The following is a 25,640-nucleotide window of genomic DNA, read 5'->3' as shown; positions in this document are numbered from 1 at the left end:
GCACCGCCACGCAGCGACAGCCCACGCCACGCCCGGACGGACCTTCCGAGGCCCCCGGCGTCGGCCTCTGGAAGGGATCGGCCAGTTGTCCTCATTCACCTTCCGCACCGTTCCGCCCGCCGCCGATGTCGTGATCATCGGCGGCGGGGTGATGGGTGCCGGCACCGCGTTTCACCTCGCCGAGGCCGGGGTGGCGAACATCGTCGTCGTCGAGCGCGACGACCTGGGCGGCGGCAGCTCGGGCAAGCCGATCGGCGGCGTACGGGCCCAGTTCTCCGACCCGCTCAACATCGAACTGGGTAGCCGAAGCCTGCGCGCCTACCAGGACTTCCCGCACCGCCCCGGCGCCGACATCCGGCTCGACACCGTCGGCTACCTCTTCCTGCTCACCAGCGACCGGCAGGCCGCGGACTTCGAGATCAGCGTCGACATCCAGAACGGCCTGGACGTCCCCAGCCGTATGATCGGCCCCGACGAGGCCCAGCGGCTGTGCCCCTACCTCAGCACCGAAGGGCTGGTGGCCGCCGCCTACTCGCCCACCGATGGCCACGCCCGCCCCGGACGGGTCGTGCGCGGGTATGCGCGCGCCGCGGCCCGGGCCGGTGTCACTTTCGCGACGCACACCGCGGTCACCGGCATCGACACCACCGGCGACCGGGTGACCGCGGTGCACACCGATCACGGCCGCATCGCCTGCGCCACCGTCATCTGCGCGGCCGGTGCCTGGTCGGCGGAGATCGGCGCCATGGCCGGCGTCAGCCTCCCCGTACGACCGGTGCGACGCCAGCTGGCCCTCACCGCTCCGCTCACCCCGCCCGCCCCGCGCATCCCCTTCACCATCGACTTCTCCTCGACGGCCTACTTCCACAACAGCGACGACGGCCTGCTGTTCGGCCTGGCCGACCCCGACCAGCCGGACGGCTTCGACACCACCTGGACCCCGGAGTGGCTGGAGCTGTTCCGCGCCGTCGCGCGGCACCGCGCCCCCGCCCTGGCGGACATGGAGACCGTCAGCGGATGGGCCGGCCTGTACGAGGTCACCCCGGACCACAACGCGCTGATCGGCCGCTCGCACGCACTGAGCAACTTCCTGTACGCCACCGGCTTCTCCGGCCACGGCTTCCTCCAGGCCCCGGCGGTCGGCGAAGTCGTACGCGACCTCTATCTGGAACGCGAACCGTGCGTCGACATCACCCCCCTCAGCGCCGATCGCTTCCGGACCGGCGCCGGGGCCCGACCCGAAGCCCACGTGGTGTGAACCCCCGACCGAAAGGCCAGGAAATCGATGATCAGCCAATGGCGGCTGCGGGCCGCTTTCGCCGCGCGGCTCTCGGAGATGTACGGGAAGGAGGTCCCCGCCTACACCACACTCGTGGACGTCTCACGAGAGGTCAACGAGGACGTCCTGCGCGCCCAGGGCGCCGACGCCGAGCGCCTGGGATCCATCAGCCGGGTGACCGCCGAGCGCCATGGCGCCATCCGGGTCGGCACCCCACGGGAGTTGCGGCAGGTCGCCCGCGTCTTCGCGGCCCTGGGCATGCACCCCGTCGGCTTCTACGACCTGCGTGAGGCCGCCGCCAGCGCCGTCCCCGTCGTCTCGACCGCCTTCCGGCCCGTCGACGGCGCGGAACTGGCCCGAAACCCCTTCCGGGTCTTCACCTCCATGCTCACCCCCGCCGATCCGCGGTTCTTCGACGCCGATCTGCGTTCCCGTCTGGAAACCTTCCTCGCCGGCCGCGAACTGTTCCCCCCGGAGCTGCTCGCCCTCGCCGACCGCGCCGCGGCGGAGCGGGAGCTGCCCGAGGCGGACGCCGAGCGCTTTCTGCGACTCGCCGTGCACGCCTTCGAGCTGTCGCCCGAGCCGGTCGACCAGGCGTGGTACGAGACCCTGGAGCGGATCTCCGCCGTCGCCGCGGACATCGGCGGCGTCCGCAGCACCCACATCAACCACCTCACCCCGCGCGTGCTGGACATCGACGAGCTCTACCGGCGGATGACCGAGCGCGGCATCGAGATGATCGACACCATCCAGGGCCCGCCGAGGTGGCAGGGCCCCGACGTCCTGCTGCGTCAGACCTCCTTCCGTGCCCTCGCCGAGCCCCGCGCCCTGCGTACCCCCGACGGCAGTGTGGTGAGCGGCGCCCTGCGGGTGCGCTTCGGTGAGGTCGAGGCCCGCGGTATCGCCCTCACCCGGGAAGGCCGAGCTCTCTACGACCGACTGCTCACCCTGGTCGACCAGCGGGCGGCCGACCGGCCCGCGGCCGTGCGGGGCGAACTCGCCCGCGCCATATGGGAACAGCACATGCCCGGCAGCGAGCGGGAGCTCGCCGCCCAGGGCCTGGCCTACTTCACCTACCGGGTGGCCCCCGACCGGCCACGTGACGGCAGCCGTCCGCCCGCCGACCTCGGCGCCCTGGTGGAGCGGGGCTGGGTGCGCGCCGAGCCCATCGTCTACGAGGACTTCCTGCCCCGTTCCGCGGCCGGGATCTTCCAGTCCAACCTCAGCGGCGAGGGCACGCGGAACAGCGACCACGAAGGCACCGCGTATGACGCCGCATGGCTCTCCGGAGCCATCGGGCGCGAAGTCCTGGACCCCTTCGCCCTCTACGAGCAGCAGCAGAACCGCTCCCTCGCGCAGATCGCCGCCGAGCTGGAGCTCGACCGCACCCTCCGCTGACCTCCCACCCCCTCAAGGGACTCCCATGACAAGCACCGCACCGCCCACCACCGACCGTCTGCGCGCACGCGCGCTCACCGCCCTCGAGCGCATCGGTGTCACCGTGCCGGAAGGTGCCGACTTCCCCGCCCGAACCCCGATCACCGGGGAGAATCTCTTCGGCCTCACGGCCTCCACCGCCTCCGACACCGAAGAGGCGCTCGCCGCCACTCGCGCGGCCTTCCTCACCTGGCGCACCACACCCGCCCCGCGCCGCGGTGAGCTCGTCCGCCGCCTGGGCGAATCGCTGCGCGAGCACAAGAGCGACCTGGCCGATCTCGTGACGATCGAAGCGGGCAAGATCCGCTCCGAGGCGCTCGGCGAGGTGCAGGAGATGATCGACATCTGCGAGTTCGCGGTGGGCCTGTCGCGCCAGTTGTACGGGCGCACGATCGCCTCCGAACGCCCGGGCCACCGTCTCGCCGAGACCTGGCACCCGCTCGGCGTGGTCGGCGTCATCTCCGCCTTCAACTTCCCCGCCGCCGTGTGGTCCTGGAACACCGCCATCGCCCTCGTCTGCGGCGACACCGTCGTCTGGAAGCCCTCCGAGCTGACCCCGCTGATCTCGCTGGCCTGCGACCACCTGCTGGCCCGGGCCGCCGAGGAGGCCGGCGCACCCCGCGACGTACACCGCCTGCTGCTCGGCGACCGCGCCATCGGCGAGAGGCTGGTCGACGACCCCCGCGTCGCGCTCGTCAGCGCCACCGGCTCCACCCGCATGGGGCGCGAGGTCGGCCCCCGCGTCGCGGCCCGGTTCGGGCGCAGCCTGCTGGAGCTCGGCGGCAACAACGCGGCCGTCGTCGCCCCCTCCGCCGACCTGGACCTCGCCGTCCAGGGCAGCGTCTTCGCGGCGGCCGGTACGGCGGGGCAGCGCTGCACCACCCTGCGCCGCCTCATCGTCCACCGGGACATCGCCGACAGCCTCGTCGAGCGCCTGACCGCCGCCTACCGGAAGCTCCCCGTCGGCGACCCCTTCGACGAGGCCACGCTCGTCGGGCCGCTCATCTCCACCGCCGCCCTCGACGGCATGCGCGACGCCCTGACCCGCGCGCGGGCCCAGGGCGGCGAGATCCTGGCGGGCGGCGACCGGCGACTGGCCGACGCCGCGCCCCGGGCCGCCTACGTCGAGCCGGCCATCGTCCGCGTCGCCGAACAGACCGACGTCGTACGGGAGGAGACGTTCGCCCCGATCCTGTACGTGCTGACCTACGACACCCTCGACGAGGCCATCGCGCTGCACAACGACGTCCCGCAGGGCCTGTCGTCCAGCATCTTCACCCGCGACCAGCAGGAAGCCGAGATCTTCCTGTCGGCGGAGGGCTCCGACTGCGGCATCGCCAACGTCAACATCGGCACCTCCGGTGCGGAGATCGGCGGCGCCTTCGGCGGCGAGAAGGAGACCGGGGGCGGCCGTGAGTCGGGCTCCGACGCCTGGCGGGCGTACATGCGCCGCGCCACCAACACCGTCAACTACTCCAGCCGGCTCTCCCTGGCCCAGAACGTCAGCTTCTTGTAGACGCCGATTCTTGTAGACGCGGCGGCCCTCACCCGGATCGGAACCGGGCGAGGGCCGCCGCGTCGTACGTGAGTGACCAGGGGGCGGTCAGTCGGCGCCGAACTCCATCGCGGCGCGGTCGAGCAGCTGGTCGTCCAGCTGGTCGTCGCCCGAGACCTGGCCGTCCGAGACGATCGCCTCGGACGCGCCCTGGGGCATCGCGCCGATCAGCCCCGTCGAGGCCGCTTGCGCGGCGCCGATCAACGCCGGGTGGGAGCTGCCGACCATGCCCAGCCCGGCGTACTGCTCGAGCTTGGCGCGGGAGTCCGCGATGTCGAGGTTGCGCATGGTGAGCTGGCCGATCCGGTCCACCGGCCCGAAGGCGGAGTCCTCGGTCCGCTCCATGGAGAGCTTGTCCGGGTGGTAGCTGAACGCGGGCCCGGCGGTGTCCAGGATGGAGTAGTCCTCACCGCGCCTCAGCCGCAGGGTCACCTCGCCGGTGATCGCCGCACCGACCCAGCGCTGCAGCGCCTCGCGCACCATCAGCGCCTGCGGGTCCAGCCAGCGGCCCTCGTACATCAGCCTGCCGAGCCGCCGCCCCTCGTTGTGGTAGCTGGCGACGGTGTCCTCGTTGTGGATCGCGTTGACCAGCCGCTCGTACGCCGCGTGCAGCAGCGCCATGCCCGGCGCCTCGTAGATGCCCCGGCTCTTGGCCTCGATGACGCGGTTCTCGATCTGGTCGGACATGCCCAGGCCGTGCCGGCCGCCGATGGCATTGGCCTCCAGCACCAGATCGACGGCGGAGGCGAACTCCTTGCCGTTGATCGTCACCGGCCGGCCCTGCTCGAAGCCGATCGTGACGTCCTCGGCCGCTATGTCGACGGTCGGGTCCCAGAATCGCACGCCCATGATCGGCTCAACGAGCTCGATGCCCGCGTCGAGGTGCTCGAGCGCCTTGGCCTCGTGCGTCGCGCCCCAGATGTTGGCGTCGGTGGAGTAGGCCTTCTCCGTGCTGTCCCGGTAGGGCAGGCCGTGGGCGACCAGCCACTCCGACATCTCCTTGCGGCCGCCGAGCTCGCTGACGAAGTCGGCGTCGAGCCACGGCTTGTAGATCCGCAGGGAGGGGTTGGCCAGCAGACCGTAGCGGTAGAACCGCTCGATGTCATTGCCCTTGAAGGTGGAGCCGTCGCCCCAGATCTGCACATCGTCCTCGAGCATCGCGCGCACCAGCAGGGTGCCGGTGACCGCTCGCCCGAGCGGGGTGGTGTTGAAGTAGCTGCGGCCACCGGACCGGATGTGGAACGCCCCGCAGGCCAGGGCCGCGAGACCCTCCTCCACGAGGGCCGCCCGGCAGTCGACCAGCCGGGCGACCTCCGCGCCGTATGCCGTGGCGCGCCCGGGCACCGAGGCGATGTCGGGCTCGTCGTACTGGCCGATGTCTGCGGTGTAGGTGCATGGCACCGCACCCTTGTCGCGCATCCACGCGACGGCTACCGAGGTGTCGAGGCCACCGGAGAAGGCGATCCCGACGCGCTCGCCGACAGGCAGGGAGGTGAGAACTTTGGACACGGCAGAAGTATGCATGACCACGCATGATCATGCAAGCGGCGATTTATGACGCCCCTGGGGCCGCCTCCGCGACCGCGACGGCCCAGCCGATGTACCCCAGGTTGACCACCAGCCGCGCCGCCACACCGCAAGGCCTCAGCAGCACCCGCGGGTGCCCGCGGCGCGCCTGCCGCAGGGCGTCCAGGTGGGAGACCAGATACACGGTGATCAGACCGGCGGCCGCCCACGCCCCGGCCGCACGGCTACGGGGCACCAGCACCAGCAGACCGACGACGATCTCGGCAGCCCCGGAAGCCGCCACGAGCGGCCCGGCGCGGTCCAGCCAGGACGGCACCAGGGAACGGAAGTAGCCGGGGGCCGCGAAGTGCGTGACGCCGACCGCCATGAGGAACACCGACAGAACGACGGCGGAGACGGAGCCGGAGACAGAGCCGGCGATAGGGTCCATGGCGAGATGATCCGACCACCCCGCACATGGAGTCTTGAACAAAACGATCGCCGCGTCGTGTTCGCCGCCGGCGCCCGGGCGACGCTGTTCGCCGAGTCGGCCGCCTTCCAGGTGACCCGCCACGGTCACCCGGTCTGGAAGGCCGTGCTGCCGATCGGCGGCCACGCCCTGATCCGGCCCGAGGGCGGCCGCAGCGTCGCGGCGCCCGGGCTGCTCGTGCCCCCGCGGCTCGTCCACACCTGCGCGGCCACCTCCGCGTACGCCGCGCTGTTCATCGAACCGTGGCTGATACCCCCCGGCCACGGCCCCGTACGGCTCGACGCCGCGACGGTGCGGCGCCTGCTCGCGGCGCTGGGGCCGATCGCCGCCTGTGGCGACGCCTTCGCCCCGCACCCGGACGCGGCCTACGGCGAGCTCCTCTCCCTGACCGGAAGGCCACCCGCGCTCGATACGCGCGTGGCCCACGCCCTTCGGGAGATCACGCGCCCCGGCCCCGGCGCCCCGCTCGCCGCCGTCGCCGCCGAGGTGGGCCTGTCACCCCCGCGGCTGCGCGCACTGGTCCGCGCATCGGCGGGGACACCACTCGCCGCCCTGCGGCAGTGGGCACGGCTGCGGGACGCGGTCGCCGCCCTGCCCGGCGCCTCACCGGCTGCGGCCGCGGCGGCCGCGGGCTTCGCCGACCAGGCACATCTGACCCGGACGTCGCGGAAGCTCCTCGGGCGGACACCGGGCTCCCTGCCGTCGGCGCGCCGGACCGCCCGAGGGCCGCGACGATGGACGTGGTGGTCCGCGAGCTCAGCTTGAAGGTCCTCGGGGCCACCGGGCCCACGGGCAGCCCGGGGCCCGCGAGCGCGGCCTTGCTGAAGGTCACCAGGACCGGTGGGCCGTCCTTCTGGCCCAGCTGGAGCCCGGCCTGGGTGAAGTTGCTCTCCGCCGGGCCGCCCAACTCGGCGAGGAGAGCCGGGGACGGCTGCCCGACGGCGATGACCAGCGGCCCCGGCTGCGCCGCGGTGTCCCGCATCCGGTGCAGCGCGCGCAGGAAGCGCTCGGCCGCACGGGCGCCCTGCGCCCCGGTCGGCGGCAACTCCACCAGGAGCACCGGCCGTGCGGTGCGGCGCCGCCGCCTGGGCAGCACCCCGCCCACGGGCGGGGTGCGCAGGTCCTCCAGCAGGGCCCGCACCAGCAGCTCCTCCAGTTCCTGGAGGGCCTCTTCGTGGTGGGGGTTGGTCCTCAGCCGCACCGCCTGGACGGCGGCCACCTGGTCCATCACCGCGAACAGCGTCCGGCCGCCCGCCGCCACCGGCAGGCCGGCCAGCCAGGCGCGCATCACCTTCGCCGACGTCCACCAGGACCACAGTCTCCGGGGAAGTCTCCGGGTGAACGACAGCCAGCCGACGCGCAGCAGCCACCCCCGGATGTTGTCCGCGGGGGGATCGCTCGCCGGGAGCCTCCCCAGCAGCCCGCGGTGCTCGGCCTGCTGCCGATCGCAGGCGTGTTCCCGCAGCTCCCTGGCGCGCGCTCCGGGCCAGCGCCCCGGATGCTCCCTGAGGTAGGTCACCAGGTCCTGCACCACCCGGAAGTGCGGGAAGCGGTCGGGCGCCATGTGCGGGGGGACCTGGAGACAGGTGCCCGCGCGCTCGGAGAGCAGCTCGGCGTCCGGGGCGGCGGTCCCGGCCTGCGCCGGGGCCTGGCTCGCTCCCGGCGGGAACAGCTCGCGGACCACCCGCGCTCGCACACCGGGCGATTCCTGAGCGGACTGCTGAACCGCGCTCGCGCGTCCCAGTGACCACACCTTCAGGAAGGTACAGTTTCAGGCCGCGTCGGGCCCCGCCCGCTGATCGTCGGTGGCCTGCTGACCAGCGCCGCCGGCGCGCTGCTGACGCTTCTGCTGACCCCGGGCGCGGTGCCGTTCGTGCGGCTGAGCTCCGATCCCCCCGCGTGGCTGGTGCCTGGGCTGCTGCTCGTCGGGGCCGGAATGGGCCTGGCGACGACCGCGGCCTCGGCCGCCCCGTCCCCGTGAAGGAGGCGCGGGAGAAAGTCCCCGCGGTGTGAGTGCGGAAGCTGTGGCCCCTTGCCCCGGCCGGGCGGGCCCGGCCGGGGAGTGCGCGCGCTGAGGGGAGCGTGCCGATGGGGTGGGACTGGTCGTTCGTCAGAGTTTGACCGACACGTACTCCTTGCCCTTGTCGTTCTCCACCACGACCTTGGCGACCTTGTCGGCCGGTACGGCCGCCGAGCCGTCGAGGTTGGCCCCCTTCTTCTCGCCCGAGACGAGCCAGCTCCCGGCCACTTCGCGGCTGCCGTCGTCGGACACCACCACCAAGCGGCAGCGCTCGCCCGCCGGGATGCCATTGACCGAGGCGTTGATCCGGACCCAGTCGGCCGCCGGGGTCACCCGTACCGTCATCCGGCTGCCCGTCTCGGCGCTGGTCACCGAGGCCACCTTCGTACCGGCCGGGGGAGTGGCCGGAGCCGAGGTCGAGGCTGGCGGGCGCTCCGCGATCTCCGTCGTCTGCCCGCCGGTGTGCCGGCCGATCAGCACACCGCCGCCCAGTACGGCCGCCGCCGCGACCGCCGCGACGGCGGCCAGGACCACCCGCTGTCTGCGCTCCATGCCCTCGCGTTCGCCGCGGGCCTGCCGCAGGGTGCGCTGCAGCAGCAGATCCCCGCCGTCCGGCGGACCGTCGAGAAACGCCTCGGGGGGCACCTCACCCAGCGCGGACTCCATCTCCCGCAGCCCGTCCAGTTCGTCGCGGCATCTCCGGCACGACGCCACATGTTCGTCGATGGCCCGCACCTCCTGCTCATCCAGCGCGCCGAGAACGTAGGCGCCGAGCAGTTCGCTGTTGTCATGCTGCTGAATGCTCATACCGCCACCTCCTTCAGCGCGACGAGCTTCGCTGTCGTCGGTTTGTCCCTGTACATTTCACGCAGTGCCTTCAAGGCATAGTGTGATCGCGACTTCACGGTTCCGGGTGGAATCCCGAGACTTTTCGCCGCTTCGGCGACGCTCCTCCCCTGGAAATAAATTTCCCTCAGCACATCCCGGTGGTCCGGGGAAAGCTGGTCGAGCGCTTCCATCACGAGCATCGAATTCACCACGGCGTCCGCGTGGTCCTGCGCCACGGGCGTGGTGGCCGCGGACTCGGCGACCTCGGTCGGCCGTGCCGCCTTGGCCCGGTACCGGTCGGTGACGATGTTGCGGGCCACGGTGAGCAGCCAGCCGCGCACCGAGCCCTTGCCGTTGACCAGCGCGTCGGGGTTCTTCCAGGCTCGGATCAGCGTCTCCTGGACCACGTCCTCCGCGGCGCTGTGGTCGCCGGTCAACCGCTGCGCATAGGCGAGTAGTGCTCTGCCGTGTTCCTCGTAGAGAGCCCGGATCAGTGCCTCGTCACTCGTTCTCTGTTGCTTCTTGCGAGTGCGGGACCATAGTGCCGCCGCCATCCACCCACTCCCGTCCTCTCCTGAGCTGACGCGCTGAACACGGATCCCGAACGGCCTTGGTTCACTGTGGCCTTCGTCACTCGGACTGGCAGTGGCGGCCCTCGTTGATACAGCGCACCAGCGCCGCCATCCGGCGGTCCGTCATCACGTTGATGACAATCGCGTGGTCGGTCCTCGGATCACGCCGTTGCTCCGGGAAGGAGTCCACGGCGTAGCGCGTGCCGTGCGGGAGGTCGTACGCGACGGTGATCCGCAGCTGCGGCACCGGGAAGGTGGCCTGTGGGCAGACGCCGTTGACGGCGGGGAACACCACATGGGCGCGGTGGTCGGGGCTGTCGGTGGCAAGTCCGTTCCAGCAGCTGGGGAAGTCGAAGGTACGGGTGGGCCCGCTGCCCTGGGGGCACCTCGTATACGCCGTCGTGAACCGCCCGGGGTGGCCGGAACAGCCCCACTGGGCCCGTATCCGCGCATCGCCGCCCGCGGTCGCCGCGACCGCGTCTCCCGTGACCAGCCGCAGGAACCGGGGCATGGCGACCACCTTGCTCACCGGGTTGCCGCGGAACTCCACCCGGACCGACGACGGTGTCACGATCGCGCCGGTGTTGCCGTCCGCCCCTCCGCCCACGGCATGGGCGTCGCTGCCGGCGCGATCCAGCCGCCGGATCACCGGCCAGTAGTACGTCGAGCGGTCGCCGCCCGCGCAGGTGGTTCCGGCCCGGGTCAGGCTCTCGTTGGTCGACAGGGCGTCGGTCGACACATTGCCCACGTAGTCATGGGTGTGGTGGGCGCCGCCCACCACGCCCGGGGCCACGACGACATTGTCGGCGTTGTGGTGCGCGTTCTCGTTGCGCCCGCAGTCCTCCGTGAAGGATCCCGTGGAGGCGTCCGGCCCGGTCGCCGGGACGACGGCCGGAGAAACGGCGGTGATCTCGACATGGCGGTCGGCCGAGGGCCCCGTACGGTCCGGAGCCGCACGGCCGGCGGCGAAGACCACCCCCACGGCGACGATCACGGACAGACAGAGCGTCACGGTGAGAACCACCGGCACCGGCCGGGACCTTGGGCGGAGGTGTCGAAGCCACACGGGAGCAGGGTCCCAGCACTTGCCCGGCCCCATCAAGGCCGGCGTCGAGCCGGAGCGGAGGCTCCGTCGGGGAATTCCTTATAGGGGGGCGGCATAGGGGGCGGCCACCTGCGGCGGATTTGATAGGGAGCACCTATACGGGGCATCGATTTTTGGTCGTGGACCCCCGGCGTGTGACCCGGTTCACTGTGGCGGAAGTCAGCGCGATGCCGATCGGGCTCGGTGTCGTGCGTGCAGGGAGGTCGCAATGGTGCATACCCCGGACGGTGCCGCAGACGGCGTACAGGAAGCCTCGGACACGCGAGACACCCGGAACACCCGGGAGATCCGGGATACGAGGGACACCGCGAAGCCATGGTTCCGGCAGCTGTACATACAGGTGCTCGTGGCGATCGTCATCGGCATCGTGCTGGGGTGGCGATGGCCGGATCTGGCCACCTCGATGGAGCCGATCGGCACGACGTTCATCACCGCGATGAAGATGCTGATCGGGCCGATCGTCTTCCTGACCATCATCGGCGGTATCGCCGGGGTGGCGGATCTGAAGAAGGTCGGCCTGACCGGTATCAAGGCGCTGACCTACTTCCAGATCGGCACAATTGTCGCGCTGCTGACGGGCCTGGTGGCCATCAATATCGTCCGCCTCGGCGACGGTGTGCACGCCGATCCGTCGACGCTCGACACCTCGGGCGACGCCGGACAGTACATCGAGCAAGGCCGGCATCAGCACTGGTGGGAGTTTCTGACCCATGTGGTGCCGAACAGTTTCTTCGGGGCCTTTGTCGAGGGCGACATCCTCCAGGTCATCTTCCTGGCCGTGATCTTCGGTATCGCGCTCAAGGCCGTGGGTGCGGTGGGGGAGCCGATCATCGCGGGTGTCCATCGCCTCACCGAGGTCGTGTTCAAGGTGCTGTCCTTCGTCATGAAGGTCGCGCCACTCGGCGCCTTCGGCGCGATGTCGTACGCCATCGGAAAGTTCGGCCTGTCCACGCTGACCAGCCTCGGCTCGCTGATCCTGCTCTTCTACGCCACCTCGCTGTTGTTCGTCGTGGTCGTCCTGGGCGGTGTGCTCGCCGCGTATGTGAAGCTGAACATCTTCCAGCTCTTCCGCTACTTCAAGGAGGAGTTCTTCCTCATCCTGGGCACGTCCACCGCCGAGCCCGCGTTGCCGGGGCTCATGCGCAAGCTGCGGTTCATGGGGGTCGAGCGGTCCACGGTCGGTCTTGTCGTGCCGACCGGCTACAGCTTCAACCTCGACGGCGCGGCGATCTATCTCTCCCTCGCCACGGTCTATATCGCCCAGGCCACCGACACTCCGCTGTCCATCACCCAGCAACTCGGCCTGCTCGCGGTCATGCTGCTGACGTCCAAGGGCGCCGCGGGCGTCGCCGGGGGTGGTTTCATCGCGCTCACCGCGACCCTGTCGACGGTCGGCCATGTCCCGGCCGCGGGCATCATGCTCGTGTTCGGCATCGACAAGTTCATGTCGGAGTGCCGGGCGCTGGTGAACTTCTTCGGCAATGCCGTGGCCACGCTGTTCGTTGCCAAGTGGGAGAACGGCCTGGACCTGGCCAGGGCCCGGGAGGTGCTGGCGGGCCGGGCCGGGGAGCCGCCGGTGTCCGTCGAGGCCGAGGACACCGTGCCGGCTCCGGCCCGCGCCCCGGACACCTCGTCCGCCCCGGCCTCGGCGTGAAGACTGCCCCATAAGGAGGCTGATAGGTAGGCTGCGCCTATCGGACGAGGTCAACGATGTGGAGAGGCGCCATGGACGCCCGGCAGCTCGAGTACTTCCTCGCCATCGTCGAGCACGGCGGCTTCAGCAAGGCCGCCGCCGCGCTGCACGTGGCTCAGCCGTCCCTGTCCCAGGCGATGGCCAACCTGGAAGCCGATCTCGGGGTGGCGCTCTTCCACCGGGTGGGGCGGGGTGTCGTGCTCAGCGAGGCCGGTGCGGAGCTGCTGGAGCCCAGCCGGCGGGTGCTGCGGGACATGACGGCCGTACGCGACACCGCCGCCGCGCTCTCCGGGCTGCACGGCGGGACCGTCGAGGTGGCCACCATGCCCTCGCCCGGGATCGAGCCGCTGACCACCCTCGTCCAGCGTTTCGCCGAGCGGTATCCGGCGGTCACGGTCAGCACCCGGGCCGCCTTCACACCCGACGAGGTGGTGTCCATGGTGCGCAGTGGCGCATGCGAGCTGGGGCTGCTCGGTTCGGCGAGTCCGGTGGCGGTGTCCGGGCTGGATGTACTGCAGGTCGAGGACCAGCCGTTCGTGGTGGTCGCGGCGCCACAGCCACACGGGCCCATCCGGGACGATATGGCGATCCGGCCCGATGAGCTCGCCGGACAGAAGCTCATCGCCTCGCGGCCGGGCAGTCTGATGCGCAGCATCGTGGACGAGATCACCGCGGGTGGCAGTGGCACCGGGATCGTGACCGTCGTCGACCACCGCACCTCGATCCTGCCCCTGGTCCTCTCCGGGGTGGGAGTCGCCGTGCTGCCCTCCTCCTGGACCTGGCTGGCCCGGCGGTGCGGGGCCGTGGTGGCGCCCATCGAGCACACCGCCCACCTCCATGTGGCGATGGTCAGCCTCCCCGCACATCTCACCCCCGCCGCCCGCGCGTTTCTCGCCCTCACCACGGCACTGGCCCGGCAGCGCGCCCAGAAGAACTGATCGGTCACGCCTATAGGTCGCATCGAAAGCAGGTCTTGGACGGGCCACGACCCTGGTGTGTTGACTCGAACCGACCGAACACACAGCACACGCCGGGCGCTCACCGCCCGGGCCCGTTCGGGAAACCCACGCAGCCCTGCCACGCGCCGGAGGCACCGATGACCACAACTCGCACGTTCCGCATAGCCGCCATCCCCGCCGACGGAGTGGGCAAGGAGGTTGTCGCCGCAGGACGTGCCGTCCTGGACGCCCTGGCCGCGGATTCCCAGGGCTCCGATGAGGCATTCGCCTTCGCGTGGGAGGAGTTTCCCTGGGGGTGTGACTTCTACGAGCGCACCGGCAAGATGATCGACGACGACGGCCTGGACCGGCTGAAGGACTTCGACGCCATCTACTTCGGCGCGGTCGGCTGGCCCACTGTCCCCGACCACATCAGCCTCTGGGGGCTGCGCCTGAAGATCTGCCAGAGCTTCGACCAGTGGGCCAACGTCCGCCCCGTGCGCTTCCTGCCCGGTGTCCAAAGCCCGCTGCGCAAGGCCGACGACACCGAGCTCGACTGGGTGGTCGTCCGCGAGAACAGCGAAGGCGAATACGCGGGGCTGGGCGGCCGTAACCTCTCCGGCCGCGGGCCGGGGGGTGAAGTGGCCGTGCAGTCCGCCCTGTTCACCGAGGTCGGCTGCGAACGCATCATGCGCTTCGCCTTCGAGCTCGCCCGCACCCGCGCCCGCCGCAAGGTCTCATCGGTCACCAAGAGCAACGCCCAGCAGTACGGCATGGTGCTGTGGGACGACGTGTTCAAGCAGGTCGCCGCGGACTACCCGGACGTCGAGACCGAGAGCGTGCTGGTGGACGCGATGTCCGCGAAGTTCGTCCTCCGCCCAGAAGATCTCTCCGTCGTCGTCGCCTCCAACCTCAACGCCGATATCCTCTCCGACCTCGGCAGCGCCCTCGCCGGCAGCCTCGGCCTGGCCGCGAGCGCCAACCTCAACCCCGAGCGCCGTTTCCCCAGCATGTTCGAACCCGTGCACGGCTCTGCCCCGGACATCGCGGGCCAGGGCCTCGCCAACCCGATCGGCGCGGTCGGCAGCGCCGCCCTGATGCTGGAACACTTCGGCCTCCCGGACCAGGCCGCCCGTCTGCACCGGGCGATCGAGGCCACCACGGCCGCGGGGATCCTCACCCGCGACATCGGCGGCACCGCCGCCACCGAGGACGTCACCAAGGCCCTCATCGACGCGCTCAACATCTGACCGGGGACAACGCTGACGGGCCGGGGCCGCGCGGCCCCAGCCCGTCAGATCCGTCCGGGTGTCCGCAACCCCCGGTCAGCGCCCGCGGACCGGGGCGATGGACTCCAGGGTCGGCACCACCGGCTTGATCGTCCCGTCGGCCGCGAACTCCATACGGTCGATGGTGGTCTCGCGGTGTGTGCCGTCGCCCCCCGCCTTCCCGGGGCCGTTCACGGCGAACCGGTGATAGGCGATGTACCAGTCGTCCGTCCCGGGGACGTTCACCACCGAGTGGTGGCCCGGCCCCTTGATCCCGTACTCGGTGCGCTTGGAGAGGATCGTGCCCCGCTTGGTCCACGGGCCGAGGGGTGTCGTACCGGTGGCGTAGGCGACGTGGTAGTCCTCGCTGCGGGTGTCGTCCTCGGACCACATGAGGTAGTACGTGCCCTTGCGCTTGACGACGAAGGAGCCCTCCCGGAAGTTGTCCGGGGTGAACTTCCGCACCTTCGAAGCGTCGAAGGACGTCATATCGGCGTTCAGCGGCACACCGTACGCCTGGCCGTTGCCCCAGTACAGATACGCCTGGCCGTCATCGTCCGTGAACACCGCCGGGTCGATCATCTGGCCCGCGAACTGGCCCTTGGCCACCAGCGGTTTGCCCAGCGCGTCCTTGAAGGGGCCGCCGGGGGAGTCGGCGACCGCGACGCCGATCTGCTGTTCGGCGCAGAAGTAGAAGTAGTACTTGCCGTCCCGCTCGGCCACCGCGGGCGCCCACGCGTTGTTGTCCGCCCAGCTCACATCGGGGCCGAGATCCAGGATCACCCCGTGGTTCTCCCAGTGGACCAGGTCTTTCGACGAGTACGCCGTGAACTTGGTCCCGCTCCAGCCACGGAAGCCGTCGGTCGTCGGGTAGATCCAGTAGCGGCCGTCGAAGTACTGGATGTCCGGGTCGGCGTTCAGCCCGGGCAGCACCGGGCTGCGCATCGGCACGGCCTCGACGGTCCAGTCGCGGGTCGTCCCGTCGGCGGTCTTCAGCGTGTACGTCCGGGCCTTGCGGAAGTCCCGCCGGGTGCCGGAGGCCGGGCTGAGGGTGGCGCCGGCCGGGAGCGCGAAGCGGGGCGCGAGACGCCTGAGATCCGCCTTCGGATCCATCGGCAGCACGACCTTGCCGCTCGCCTCGGTGACGACCGCGTACCCGTTCTGGCCCTTGGCCGTCACGTCGGCGAGCGAGGTGGAGGACGCCGGGTAGGCGCTCAGCAGCCGGTCGTACTCCGCCTGCGTCACCGGGATCACGGTGCCGTGCCGGGGGCTGGCGGGCAGCTGGTAGTTCTCGGAGGGCGTCCATGTGCCCGAGCCGAGGTCGGTGGTCTCGAACGGGATGTAGCCGCGGCCGCCGAACTCGTCGATGAACAGATACCACTTGTCCTCGGTGTTCGACTTGAAGATCGTCGGGCCCTCGCCGCGGTCGATCGCGCCCTTGCCGATGCAGTCGGCGACGAAGTCGTACGAGGTGTCCGTCAGCGAGGTGGACTTCTCGGCCGTGATGAACTTCGAGCAGGGCGTGCCGGAGGACGGGTCGCGCTCGTCCTTGGTGAACCGGTAGTACGTGCCCTTGTCCTTGATGACGGTGGAGTCGATGACCGAGTAGCCGGGGTCGTTCCACACCTTGGGCTCGCTGAAGCTGCGGAAGTCCTTCGTCGTCGCGTACAGCATCTTGTTGTACGTGTCGCCGGTGTGGTTCGGGTCGTCCTCGGCGTAGAGCTTCGAGGCCCAGAAGACGACGTACTCGCCGAGATCCTCGTCGTAGTACGCCTCGGGTGCCCAGGTGTTGCCCGCCGTGTCCGGCGAGACCTTGACGAGACGCTGGTCGGTCCAGTGGACCAGGTCCGTCGACTCCCACACCATGATCGACTTGCTGCCGGTGCGCTGCACCTGGTCCCAGGTGCCGCTGGAGTTCTGGTACATCCGCAGATCGGTGGCGATCAGATAGAACTTGTCGCCCTTGGGGGAGCGGATGACGAACGGGTCGCGCAGCCCCTTCTCGCCGAGGCTGGAGGTGAGGACGGGCTTGCCGGCGTTCAGCTCGCGCCAGTGCAGCGGGTCGTTGCCGCGGCTGAGGGCCATCCGTATCTGTTCGCCGTCGGCCGTGCCCTCACCGGTGAAGTAGGTGAAGAGATAGCCGGCGTACTTCGGTCTCGGCTGCGCCACCGATGGCGCTTCGCCGCTCTGTGCGGGACTGGGCGATGCGGCCAGGAGGCTCACCACCATCGTGAACAGGACGAGCAGTGGCAGGAGGAAGGTTCGGCCTGTGCGGGACGCCATGAAACATCCTGTGGGAGTCTGATGGATTCTGTTGAACTGCTGGCCTGAGTGTGGTCAGTCGAATCCCGCACGTCAATGGGTGGGCGGCCGCTCATGGGAGCGAAAGTTTTCGGCCGCGCTGTGCCGTTCGTTCGAGATGGGCTCGGTGCGCCGTCGGCCCCCGGCGGGACGGTATTTCCTCCTTTCGTGTGACCTTCCCCGGCTATGCCGTCGTACGTGGGTCCGTCCCCCGGACACTGAACGGACGGGGGTGACGGGGCAACGAGGGGGATAAGAAGGGGGATGGGGAAATGGCGGGCAATACCGTTCTGTTCGCGGTCCGGGAGCACCCCGGGGACGACACGGCCGCAGCCGAGCAGCTGCGCAGGATCCGTGAGGAGCTCGAGGCCGGCGGCTTCGCGGTGCGGTGGGCCGGCACCGGCGCCGACGCCCAGACCGTGCTGCGCACCGAGGCCGGTCTGGCCGCCGCGCTGGTGGACTGGGGCCTCGATCCGCACAGCGGCGGGTGGGACGGCGAACCGGGCGGCGCCGTGGTGCTGCGCCACATCGGCCGGCGGTTCCAGGATCTGCCGGTCTTCCTGATCACGGCCGATGAGCACTTCGAGGACCTGCCGCTGTGGGTGTCGGAGACCGTGATCGGCTATGTCTGGCCGGCCGAGGACACCGCCGCCTTCATCGCCGGACGGATCTCCAGTGCCGCCCGCGCCTACCGCGAGGCCCTTCTGCCGCCGTTCTTCAAGGCGTTGCGGCGTTTCGACGACACGCATGAGTACTCCTGGCACACCCCCGCACACTCCGGCGGTGTCGCCTTTCTGAAGTCACCGGTGGGCCGCTCCTTCCATGACTACTTCGGGGAGCGGCTGTTCCGAAGCGATCTGTCGATCTCGGTGGAGGCGCTCGGCTCCCTGTTCGAGCACACCGGACCGATCGGCGAGGCGGAGCGGAACGCCGCCCGGGTCTTCGGCGCCGACCTCAGTTACTTCGTCCTCCACGGCGACTCCACCTGCGACCGTCTGGTCGGCCACTTCTGCGTCACCCGCGACGAGATCGCCCTGGTCGATCGCAACTGCCACAAGTCGGTGCTGCACGGCCTGGTCATCTCCGGCTCCCGGCCGGTCTATCTGATCCCCACGCGCAATGGCTACGGGCTGTCCGGGCCGCTGCCGCCGGGCGAGATCCAAGGGGAGACGGTGACCGCTCGTATCGCGGGAAACCCACTGGCGCGCGGCGCGCTCTCCCCTCAGGCCCAGTACGCGGTGTTCACCAACTCCACCTACGACGGCCTGTGCTACGACGCCGTTCAAGCCGCCCAAGGGCTCGCGGCCAGCACACCCCGGGTCCACTTCGACGAGGCCTGGTTCGCCTACGCCCGCTTCCACCCGCTCTACGCCGGGCGCTACGGCATGTCGGTCGGGCCCGACACCTTCCCCGGGCCGGACCGGCCCACCGTCTTCGCCACCCAGTCCACCCACAAGCTGCTGGCCGCGCTGTCGCAGAGCGCCATGGTGCACATCAAGCCCGCGCCACGAGCCCCGGTGGAGCACGACCGGTTCAACGAGGTGTTGATGATGCACGGCACCACCTCTCCGCTGTACCCGATGATCGCCTCCCTGGACGTCGCCACCGCGATGATGGACGGGCCACAAGGCCGCTGGCTCATCGACGAGGCGGTGACCGAGGCGATCCGCTTCCGCCAGGCGGTGGTGCGGATCGGGCGTCGTATCAAGGCCGCCGGGGACCGTCCCGCCTGGTTCTTCGGGGTCTGGCAGCCGGAAGCGGTGACCGATCCGGCCGGCGGAGAGCGGCTGTCCTTCGACGAGGCCCCGGTCGAGCTGCTGCGCACCGAACCCTCGTGCTGGGAGCTGGAGCCGGGAGCCGAGTGGCATGGCTTCCCCGGGCTCGGCCAGGGCTACTGCATGCTCGATCCGCTCAAGGTGACCGTGACCTGCCCGGGGATCGACGCGACCGGCCGGATGGCCGAGTGGGGCATCCCCGCCCGGGTCCTCACCTCCTACCTGGCCACGCGGAACGTCGTGGTGGAGAAGACGGACAGCTACACCACGCTGGTCCTGTTCTCCATGGGCATCACCAAGGGCAAGTGGGGCACCCTGCTCGACGCCCTGATGGACTTCAAGTCCCTCTACGACGAGGACGCGCCGCTCGACCGTGTGCTGCCCGAGCTGGTCACCGCATACCCCAACCGCTACACCGGCCGGACCCTGCGCGGGCTGTGCCAGGAGATGCACGACCACCTGCGTGAGGTGAGCCTGGTACAGCTGCTGGACACCGCCTTCCAGGAGCTGCCGGAGCCGGTCGTCCCGCCGCAGCTGTGCTATCAGCGGCTGATCCGCGGCGGCACCGAGCGGGTGCGGCTGGCCGAGGCGGCGGGGCGGGTGGCCGCGGCCATGGTCACCGTGACTCCGCCCGGTATCCCGGTGCTGATGCCCGGCGAGGGCATCGGCACCGCGAGCGGTCCGCTGCTGCGCTATCTGACCGCGCTGGAGTCGTTCGACCGGCGCTTTCCCGGATTCCGCAGCGAGACCCACGGGGTGACCATCGACTCCGACACCGGCGACTATCTGATCGAGTGCCTGGCCCGGGGCGAGGAGACCCACCGCGGCGCCCTGGGCGATCCGCGCAGGCTTGTCATCCCAGTCCCAGCCCCGGCCCTCGGCGAGGACGCCACGCCCGCCGACTCGGCCTCGTCCTGACGCTCACCACTCTCGAGCCCTACGGGGGAACAAGGGCGCCGCACGCGGCACCACACAGGAGACACCATGTCGGCCGCCGGTCCAGAGGACTCCTCTCAGCTGACTCGGCGTCGTCGCGGACGGCCCGGGATGATGGACGTCGCCCGGGTCGCCGGGGTCGGCCCCTCGAAACTGCTGATCGCGCTGGAGCGGGCCATGCAGCGGGCGGGGTACTCGTTTTGTGCCGGCCAGCACCATGGAAGGCCAGGGCGGTGGCATCGCGGCGGCAGAGGTCCCCGCCGGCCGCGACTGACCGCGTCTCGGCCGTGCCGGAACAGGTGTGCGTGCTCGGTGCCCGACAGGCGCCTGGCGTGGTAACGCCCGAGCTGCTTACTGGATGCTCCAGCGGTGCGGATGCCCGGGATCGTCCGGGCAGGCGAAGACATTCAACTCACCCCAGCGGCCCACGGTCACCTCGGTCGGCGTGGGGGAGCGCTGACGCTCGGGAAGGTCCCGCTCCTCCAGCGGGATCCAGCTGTGGCTGCCGCCGTCCCACTCCGAGCTGTCGATCGTCAGCAGCAGCTCCATCGGCGTCGCGCAGGCCCGGCAGTTCATGGGGGCGGGGTCGGTCAGATGCCACGACGCGAAACCGCCGGCGCGCCAGCCGGGCGGAATGGACAGGTCGTACTGGTAGGCGGGCGGTTCGGCGCCATGCGCGGAGGCCTCCTCGCCGTGGCCCTCCTCGCTGTGGCCCTCCGCGCCACAGTCCGCCTCCGCCGCCTCGGCCTCCTCCTCGAGGGCCTCCTCCCGGGCGTCTATCCGGGCTGCCAGGTCCTCGGGCAGCAGCCCGGCGAACGGATAGGTGGCCACCTGCTCCGGGTGCAGCACACAGGGCTCCGCCAGGTACCCCTCGAAGCCCACGACCTCCGGCCGCGGCGGCGCGGCCAGCACCTCACCGACCTCCCACGACCGGCGCCAGAGCAGCCGCGGCGACATGCCGTACCCGGTCCTGCCGTGTCGGTCGAAGGGGCACCAGAACACCTGGAGAAGATCGCAGCCGTCCGGCCCCGCGGCCAGGTCGGGGACGTCCCGCCGGTACAGCTGGGCGACCCCGATCATCGGCAGCGGGTCGGTGTCCTCGATCCCCGCGACACGGTGTTCACGCCGCAGCTCCGTCAGGAGCCGCCGCTCCTCCTCGGTGGGGCCCGAGGCCGGGTCGCGGGCCCACGCGGCGGCCAGCACCCGGCGTGCCCGGTGGATGTCCGCGGGACGCCGGCCGCGCCCGCGCCGGTGCGGCTCGGTGCACACCGGCCACGGCTCGTCCGCCGGCCACAGCAGCGGACCGCCCACTGAACTGTCCGACACCCCCGGGCTGCCCGGTCGCGGGTGCAGCCGGGTCGTTGTGCCGCGGTGTGCGGCCAGTTCCGGGAAGAGCGCCTCGACATCCAGCGGGCGCGGCGGTGTGGTTCTCGTCATGGACGCGACTCTAAGGATCCCGTGCACACCACCGGACGGCACCCCGGCTACGCGGTGCCCGAACCTCCCGCCGTCAGGAACCAGTCGACCGCCGAGCTGACCGCGGCGGGGTTCTCCACCGGCAGCTCGTGCCCCGCGTCGACGATCCGTACCACCGCGTCCGGATAGTCCTTGGCCATCCGCAGCATCTGCGACACCGGCAGCTGGATGTCGTGATAGCCGTGCAGCAGCAGGGTGGGCGTCCGGATCTCGCCGACCCGGTCCAGCACATCGAAGGCCCGCATCGCGTCGTAGCACGTCATGACCACCTCGCGCGGCGTGGTCGCGGAGGCCCGGGCGTACTCGCGCACCTCCGCGCGCGGATAGCCGGGGCCGAAGGCCCGCTGGATGTTGACCGTGACGAAGACGCGGAACGGCAGCAGTGTCGAGACCGCCATCAGCAGGCCGCGGCCGCGGCTGTAGGCCATCCGGCTGATCGAGTTCACCAGCACCATGCGCTCGATCCGCTCCGGGTGGTCAAGCGCCAGCGTCTGGGCGATCATGCCGCCCATCGAGTGGCCGACCGGGACGAAGCGGTCGACCTCCAGCCGGTCCAGCAGGGCGGACACGTCGCCCGCCAGCTCCGCGACGGTGTGCGGCATGCCGTCGCTCTCGCCGTGCCCGCGCAGATCGAGTCGGATCACCCGCCGGTGCGGGGCGAAGTGCGCCATCTGGTGGTCCCAGCGGTGCCGATTGGCCGTCCAGCCGTGGATGAACACCAGCGGCACGCCGTCGCGGCGACCCTCGTCGTCGAACGTCAGTCTGGCGCCACCGACTTCGAGCTGCGGCATGGGTCATGACCTCCGGGCTGTGGTGCGTGCGGTGCGGGTACGGGAGCTGTGGTCCACCGGTCGATCACCGGCGCTTGCCCAGGAAGTCGAGGATGTGCCCGAACACATCGAGGGCGGCGCCCCGGCCGATGAACGTGTCGAGGTGACCGTAGCCGGGGACCTCGGCGTACGCCACATCCAGCTGCGGCTGACGCGCGGCGAGGACCTCGTGACAGAGCTTCTGGGAGTCCAGCCACAGCCCGTTCTCGCTGCCGGAGAGCAGCAGTACCGGGCAGTCGATGCGGTCGGCCCGGTCCAGGGCGTTCTCCGGCAGCGCCCGGTAGCGGTCGTCCCCGTGGTGCCAGCGCACCACGCTGCGCGCCAGCTCGATCCGGCGCAGATGCGGCAGGATCCACAGCGGCGCCGGGCCGAGCAGCTCCGCCAGACGGTCGTGGGTGGTGGCGGACAGATGCTCGTGCACGAACAGCGAAGCCCCCGTACCCCAGGCCGAGTTGTGCAGGATCTGGCAGGTCGGGTCCGGGCAGCTCGCCTTCCGGGAGGCCAGGGCGAACAGCGGGGTGTACCGCGACCAGAAGCCCACCTTGCGGAAGTCCACGGGGATGTGGTCGACACGGGACTTCAGCAGCTCGGCGGCCAGCGTCATCCGCAGGGACGTCCGGCCCGCCAGCTTCGGCGTCAGAAACACCCCCTGCGCCACCACCCCGGCGAGCCCCGGCACCAGCCCCGCCGTCATGCTCATCGACAGCGCGAGCGCGCCCATGCAGTGGGCCACGACGAACAGCGGCCGGTCGCCGATCCGCTGCCGGACCAGCGCCACCGCCTCCGGGATGTCGTACACGGCGACATCGTCGTACGTGTACCGGCGGCCGGTCTCGTTGTACGGGAGCCGGCAGCTGCCCCGCCAGTCGAGCAGCCACGGTTCGTACCCCTCGTCCAGCAGCACCTCGACCAGGTTGCGGGTCTCGGGCAGCAGGAACATGTCGGAGGACGCGGTGTGGCCGTGCAGCAGCAGCACCGCGGGCCGGTGCCCCTGGCCGGGGGACGAGCCGGTGGTGACCCTGCTCAGGCCGAGCCGGGTCCCGTCCTTGGCCCGGAAGGGGATCTCCTCGACGGTCGCCTCGTCGAGCCGGGCGTACAGCGGTCGCAGGGTGATCCGGGTCATCGGGGTCAGCGAGGTCATCGGGTGCGCTCCGTCAGCGTCGGGTTCCGGCGAAGGTCGAGCAGGTCCGCCCCGACCCGGGCGAACGGGCCGATCAGGCCGCGGCCCACCTCCCGGCCGAACCAGGCCAGCCACGTCAGCTTGGCGACCCGCTTCTCCTGAGCGGAGAGGCGCGGATCGACCCGGATGCCGTCGATCTGGTCGCGCACATAGCTGTCGGCGGGCACGACGACCTCGCCCGCCAGGCTCGCCGGCTCGCCCTCGCGGCCGATCTCGACGGTCAGCGCCCGCGTCTGCCGCCACACATCGCGCCGCGCACGGGCGAACTTCCGGCCCTCCAGCCACCACCCCCGGCCATCGGCGTCCCGCAACCGCAGCCGGTAGAGCAGCAGTTGATGCCGCAGACCGTGCCGCAGCGGTATCCCCTCCTGCGGGCGGACCCACAGATCGCCCCGCTCCACCACGACCGGCTCGGGGTGCAGCAGCGCGCAGGAGAGCTCTCCGCGGACATCGACCCGGCGCTCCCGCACCAGCTGGTACATGCTCGCGATCGACAGGGTCAGCGACAGCGTGCACCCGCTGTGCGCGGGCCCGCCGACCGAGCCCAGGCTCCCCTCGATCGTCTCGGGGAACCACAGGTACGGCGGGTCCTCGCGGTCGGGCAGCCGGCCGAGGCCGTCCTTGGCCAGCCGCTCGAACGTCTTCAGCTGCGCCTGGGTGTCGTACCGGGCGGCGGCCGGCAGGTCGTGCGCGGCGACGAACGCCTCGGTGCGCTCGTCGGTGGCGGCCGGCCCCTTCAGCGTCGCCTCGCACAGCTTCAGGGCCGCGGGGTTGCGCAACAGCCTGGTCAGGAAGTCCAGCCCGGGGACCGGCTCGGCCTCGAGGCGGGCCAGGGCGTCGGCCCGCCACTCGTCCCAGTCCTGTACGCGTACGTTCATGCCGCCGAACCCCATGTCCCGCACCACGTCGTCCAGGGTGTTCGGGACACCCGTCAGGTTGTAGTTGTAGCCCCAGGCGTCGGGTTCGCAGATCACGGCCGCCGCCACCCGGCTCACCCAGTCCACCGGGGCGGCGTTGAGGTAGCGGAAGGCGGGCACGGTACGGAACCGGCCGAACGCCGAGATCAGCCCGCTGCTGAGGTCCTGGGCGTTGTACGTGCCCGTCTTGGTGTGTCCGCCGATGCCTCCGGGGCGCATCACGGTGACCACCAGGCCGTGGTCACGGGCGCGCCGCAGCGCGGTCTCGGCGGCCCACTTGGACTTGTCGTAGCCGGCGACGAGGCGGTCGATGCGGGCGAGCGGGTCGTCCTCGCCCATGGAGGCGATGCCGACCTGGTTGAAGACCGCGATCGACGAAATGTGGTGCAGCGGCTTGGGCCGCCCGGTCGCCGCCAGCTCCGCCAGCGTCAGCGGCCCGATCACGTTGCTCTGTCGCAGCGACGGGTAGCCGCGCAGAAAGTCCACCGCCGCCGCCACGCTGACGACGGAGTCCAGCTCCTCGGCCAGCGCGCCCCAGCGGTCCTCCGGCAGGCCGAGGCGCGGTCGGCGGAGGTCGCCCGGCAGCACCGTCACCCGCCTGCGGATCTCCGAGGACCACGGCAGGGCGAAGCCGGCCAGCGCCGCGCCGAGCCGCTGCGTGGCCTCGTCCTCGTCGGCCGCGCGGACCAGACAGTAGACGTGGGCGTCGCTGTACCGCAGCAGATCGAGGAGCATGTGGCCGCCGAGGAAGCCGGTCGCCCCGGTCAGCAGGATCCGGCGGGGCGCGGCGGACTCCGGCGGGCCCGTCCACGGGAGGGCGTCGGCGCGGGCGAGGTCGGCCAGGACCAGGTCGAGGTCCTCGTCGGCCGCGCGCGCGGGCAGGGCACGGGCCGCGGGGGCCGCCGGGGCGGCCTGGGCCGCGGGGACGGGGGCCGCCGGGCTCGGGGCCGGGGCGTCGGTGGCCGGGATGTCGGTGGGCGGGGTGTCCGGGGCGTCGGTGGGCGAGGTGTTCGCGGGCGGGGTGTGCACGGCCTGGATCCCGGTGGCCGAGAGCCAACGTTCGGCGAGACGGCGCGGCCGGGCGTCCGCGAACACATCGTCCAGGGCGAGCTCCACACCCGACTCCCGGGCCACCGCCGCGACCAGTTCCACCGCGTCGACGGAGGTGCCCCCGGCGTCGAAGAAGTCGGTGTCGGGCGCCATCCGGCCGTCGGGCAGAAAGCGGGCCGCCGCGGCGGCGATGGCCTCCGCCAGGCGGTCCACGTCGGTATCGACCTTCGCGCCGACGTCGGCGCCGACACCCGCGCCGGTCTCCGCGCCGGTCTCCGCGGTCGGTCCGTCGCCGGGCCCGTCGCCCGCTGTTGCGTGGGCCGCGGCCGGTGCCGACGCGGCCCCGGGCAGGGCCAGGGCCAGCAGGTCGGCCACGCTGAGCCCGCCGTCGCCCCGTTCGATCGACTCGCCGGTCTGCCGCTGCCCCTCGTCCGCCGCGCCCACCTGCATGGCCTCGTCACTCACGCGGTCTTTCCGTCCCTTC

The 25,640-nt window shown here is 71.2% G+C and carries 20 protein-coding genes; 9 read left to right on the top strand and 11 right to left on the bottom strand.

Annotated elements, in window-relative coordinates:
* Positions 1 to 85: 85 nt before the first annotated feature.
* Genes ACWY4P_RS07140 through amaB form a run of 3 tightly spaced genes read left to right on the top strand, consistent with a single transcriptional unit; the run spans position 86 to position 4,232 of the window.
* A complete protein-coding gene (locus tag ACWY4P_RS07140; protein WP_456209289.1) occupies positions 86 to 1,258 on the top strand; it encodes an NAD(P)/FAD-dependent oxidoreductase in 1,173 nt (390 codons plus the stop codon).
* A 27-nt stretch (positions 1,259 to 1,285) separates the two neighbouring features.
* Positions 1,286 to 2,677, top strand: a complete 1,392-nt coding sequence (gene hglS / locus ACWY4P_RS07135; protein WP_456209288.1) for a 2-oxoadipate dioxygenase/decarboxylase — start codon at positions 1,286 to 1,288, stop codon at positions 2,675 to 2,677.
* Positions 2,678 to 2,702: 25 nt separating this feature from the next.
* Positions 2,703 to 4,232, top strand: a complete 1,530-nt coding sequence (gene amaB, locus ACWY4P_RS07130; protein WP_456209287.1) for an L-piperidine-6-carboxylate dehydrogenase — start codon at positions 2,703 to 2,705, stop codon at positions 4,230 to 4,232.
* Positions 4,233 to 4,319: 87 nt separating this feature from the next.
* On the opposite strand, the gene argG is transcribed toward amaB, so the two are convergent.
* The 3 genes from argG to ACWY4P_RS07115 all read right to left on the bottom strand — a co-directional run bounded on the left by argG (position 4,320) and on the right by ACWY4P_RS07115 (position 6,503).
* Positions 4,320 to 5,780 carry an argininosuccinate synthase gene (argG, locus tag ACWY4P_RS07125; protein WP_456209286.1) on the bottom strand — a complete coding sequence of 487 codons (1,461 nt, stop codon included), beginning with the start codon at positions 5,778 to 5,780 and terminating at the stop codon, positions 4,320 to 4,322.
* A 43-nt stretch (positions 5,781 to 5,823) separates the two neighbouring features.
* A complete protein-coding gene (locus ACWY4P_RS07120; protein ID WP_456209285.1) occupies positions 5,824 to 6,228 on the bottom strand; it encodes a MauE/DoxX family redox-associated membrane protein in 405 nt (134 codons plus the stop codon).
* A gap of 125 nt (positions 6,229 to 6,353) precedes the next feature.
* Positions 6,354 to 6,503: a hypothetical protein gene (locus ACWY4P_RS07115; protein WP_456213385.1), complete on the bottom strand. Its 150-nt coding sequence runs from the start codon at positions 6,501 to 6,503 to the stop codon at positions 6,354 to 6,356.
* On the opposite strand from ACWY4P_RS07115, the gene ACWY4P_RS07110 reads away from it, so the two are divergent.
* Complete coding sequence (locus tag ACWY4P_RS07110) at positions 6,445 to 7,032, top strand: helix-turn-helix domain-containing protein (protein WP_456212839.1); 588 nt, start codon at positions 6,445 to 6,447, stop codon at positions 7,030 to 7,032. The two genes, ACWY4P_RS07115 and ACWY4P_RS07110, sit on opposite strands and share 59 nt — an antisense overlap.
* Entirely contained in the window at positions 7,002 to 7,781 is a 780-nt protein-coding gene (locus ACWY4P_RS07105; protein WP_456209284.1) for a hypothetical protein, read from the top strand. The genes ACWY4P_RS07110 and ACWY4P_RS07105 overlap by 31 nt, the downstream gene beginning before the upstream one ends.
* Before the next feature lie 596 nt (positions 7,782 to 8,377).
* Here the strand turns inward: ACWY4P_RS07105 and ACWY4P_RS07100 are convergent.
* The 3 genes from ACWY4P_RS07100 to ACWY4P_RS07090 form a co-directional block, all read right to left on the bottom strand.
* Positions 8,378 to 9,094, bottom strand: a complete 717-nt coding sequence (locus ACWY4P_RS07100; RefSeq protein ID WP_456209283.1) for a zf-HC2 domain-containing protein — start codon at positions 9,092 to 9,094, stop codon at positions 8,378 to 8,380.
* A complete protein-coding gene (locus ACWY4P_RS07095) occupies positions 9,091 to 9,669 on the bottom strand; it encodes a sigma-70 family RNA polymerase sigma factor (protein ID WP_456209282.1) in 579 nt (192 codons plus the stop codon). Before ACWY4P_RS07095 ends, ACWY4P_RS07100 begins: the two co-directional genes overlap by 4 nt.
* A gap of 76 nt (positions 9,670 to 9,745) precedes the next feature.
* Positions 9,746 to 10,717, bottom strand: coding sequence for a DUF1996 domain-containing protein (locus tag ACWY4P_RS07090; protein ID WP_456209281.1), 972 nt, complete (start codon positions 10,715 to 10,717; stop codon positions 9,746 to 9,748).
* A 283-nt stretch (positions 10,718 to 11,000) separates the two neighbouring features.
* On the opposite strand from ACWY4P_RS07090, the gene dctA reads away from it, so the two are divergent.
* The 3 genes from dctA (at position 11,001) to ACWY4P_RS07075 (ending at position 14,673) form a co-directional block, all read left to right on the top strand.
* Entirely contained in the window at positions 11,001 to 12,446 is a 1,446-nt protein-coding gene (gene dctA / locus ACWY4P_RS07085; protein WP_456209280.1) for a C4-dicarboxylate transporter DctA, read from the top strand.
* 71 nt (positions 12,447 to 12,517) lie between these two features.
* Positions 12,518 to 13,423 carry a LysR family transcriptional regulator gene (locus ACWY4P_RS07080; protein WP_456209279.1) on the top strand — a complete coding sequence of 302 codons (906 nt, stop codon included), beginning with the start codon at positions 12,518 to 12,520 and terminating at the stop codon, positions 13,421 to 13,423.
* Positions 13,424 to 13,581: 158 nt separating this feature from the next.
* Positions 13,582 to 14,673 carry a tartrate dehydrogenase gene (locus ACWY4P_RS07075; protein WP_456209278.1) on the top strand — a complete coding sequence of 364 codons (1,092 nt, stop codon included), beginning with the start codon at positions 13,582 to 13,584 and terminating at the stop codon, positions 14,671 to 14,673.
* A 75-nt stretch (positions 14,674 to 14,748) separates the two neighbouring features.
* Here ACWY4P_RS07075 and ACWY4P_RS07070 read toward each other — a convergent pair whose 3' ends face one another.
* Positions 14,749 to 16,974, bottom strand: a complete 2,226-nt coding sequence (locus tag ACWY4P_RS07070) for a family 43 glycosylhydrolase (RefSeq protein ID WP_456209277.1) — start codon at positions 16,972 to 16,974, stop codon at positions 14,749 to 14,751.
* A gap of 290 nt (positions 16,975 to 17,264) precedes the next feature.
* Between ACWY4P_RS07070 and ACWY4P_RS07065 the strand changes: the two genes are divergently transcribed.
* On the top strand, positions 17,265 to 19,685 hold the full coding sequence (locus ACWY4P_RS07065; RefSeq protein ID WP_456209276.1) for an Orn/Lys/Arg family decarboxylase: 2,421 nt from the start codon (positions 17,265 to 17,267) through the stop codon (positions 19,683 to 19,685).
* 369 nt (positions 19,686 to 20,054) lie between these two features.
* Here ACWY4P_RS07065 and ACWY4P_RS07060 read toward each other — a convergent pair whose 3' ends face one another.
* The 4 genes from ACWY4P_RS07060 to ACWY4P_RS07045 all read right to left on the bottom strand — a co-directional run bounded on the left by ACWY4P_RS07060 (position 20,055) and on the right by ACWY4P_RS07045 (position 25,621).
* Positions 20,055 to 21,140, bottom strand: coding sequence for a hypothetical protein (locus tag ACWY4P_RS07060; RefSeq protein WP_456209275.1), 1,086 nt, complete (start codon positions 21,138 to 21,140; stop codon positions 20,055 to 20,057).
* A gap of 47 nt (positions 21,141 to 21,187) precedes the next feature.
* Positions 21,188 to 21,970 carry an alpha/beta fold hydrolase gene (locus ACWY4P_RS07055; RefSeq protein WP_456209274.1) on the bottom strand — a complete coding sequence of 261 codons (783 nt, stop codon included), beginning with the start codon at positions 21,968 to 21,970 and terminating at the stop codon, positions 21,188 to 21,190.
* Positions 21,971 to 22,034: 64 nt separating this feature from the next.
* Positions 22,035 to 23,150: an alpha/beta hydrolase gene (locus ACWY4P_RS07050; protein WP_456209273.1), complete on the bottom strand. Its 1,116-nt coding sequence runs from the start codon at positions 23,148 to 23,150 to the stop codon at positions 22,035 to 22,037.
* Positions 23,147 to 25,621 carry a thioester reductase domain-containing protein gene (locus ACWY4P_RS07045; protein ID WP_456209272.1) on the bottom strand — a complete coding sequence of 825 codons (2,475 nt, stop codon included), beginning with the start codon at positions 25,619 to 25,621 and terminating at the stop codon, positions 23,147 to 23,149. The genes ACWY4P_RS07050 and ACWY4P_RS07045 overlap by 4 nt, the downstream gene beginning before the upstream one ends.
* Positions 25,622 to 25,640 lie beyond the last annotated feature (19 nt).

The sequence above is a fragment of the Streptomyces sp. LZ34 genome, from assembly GCF_053890475.1.
This window is presented reverse-complemented; position numbering and strand designations above follow the sequence as displayed.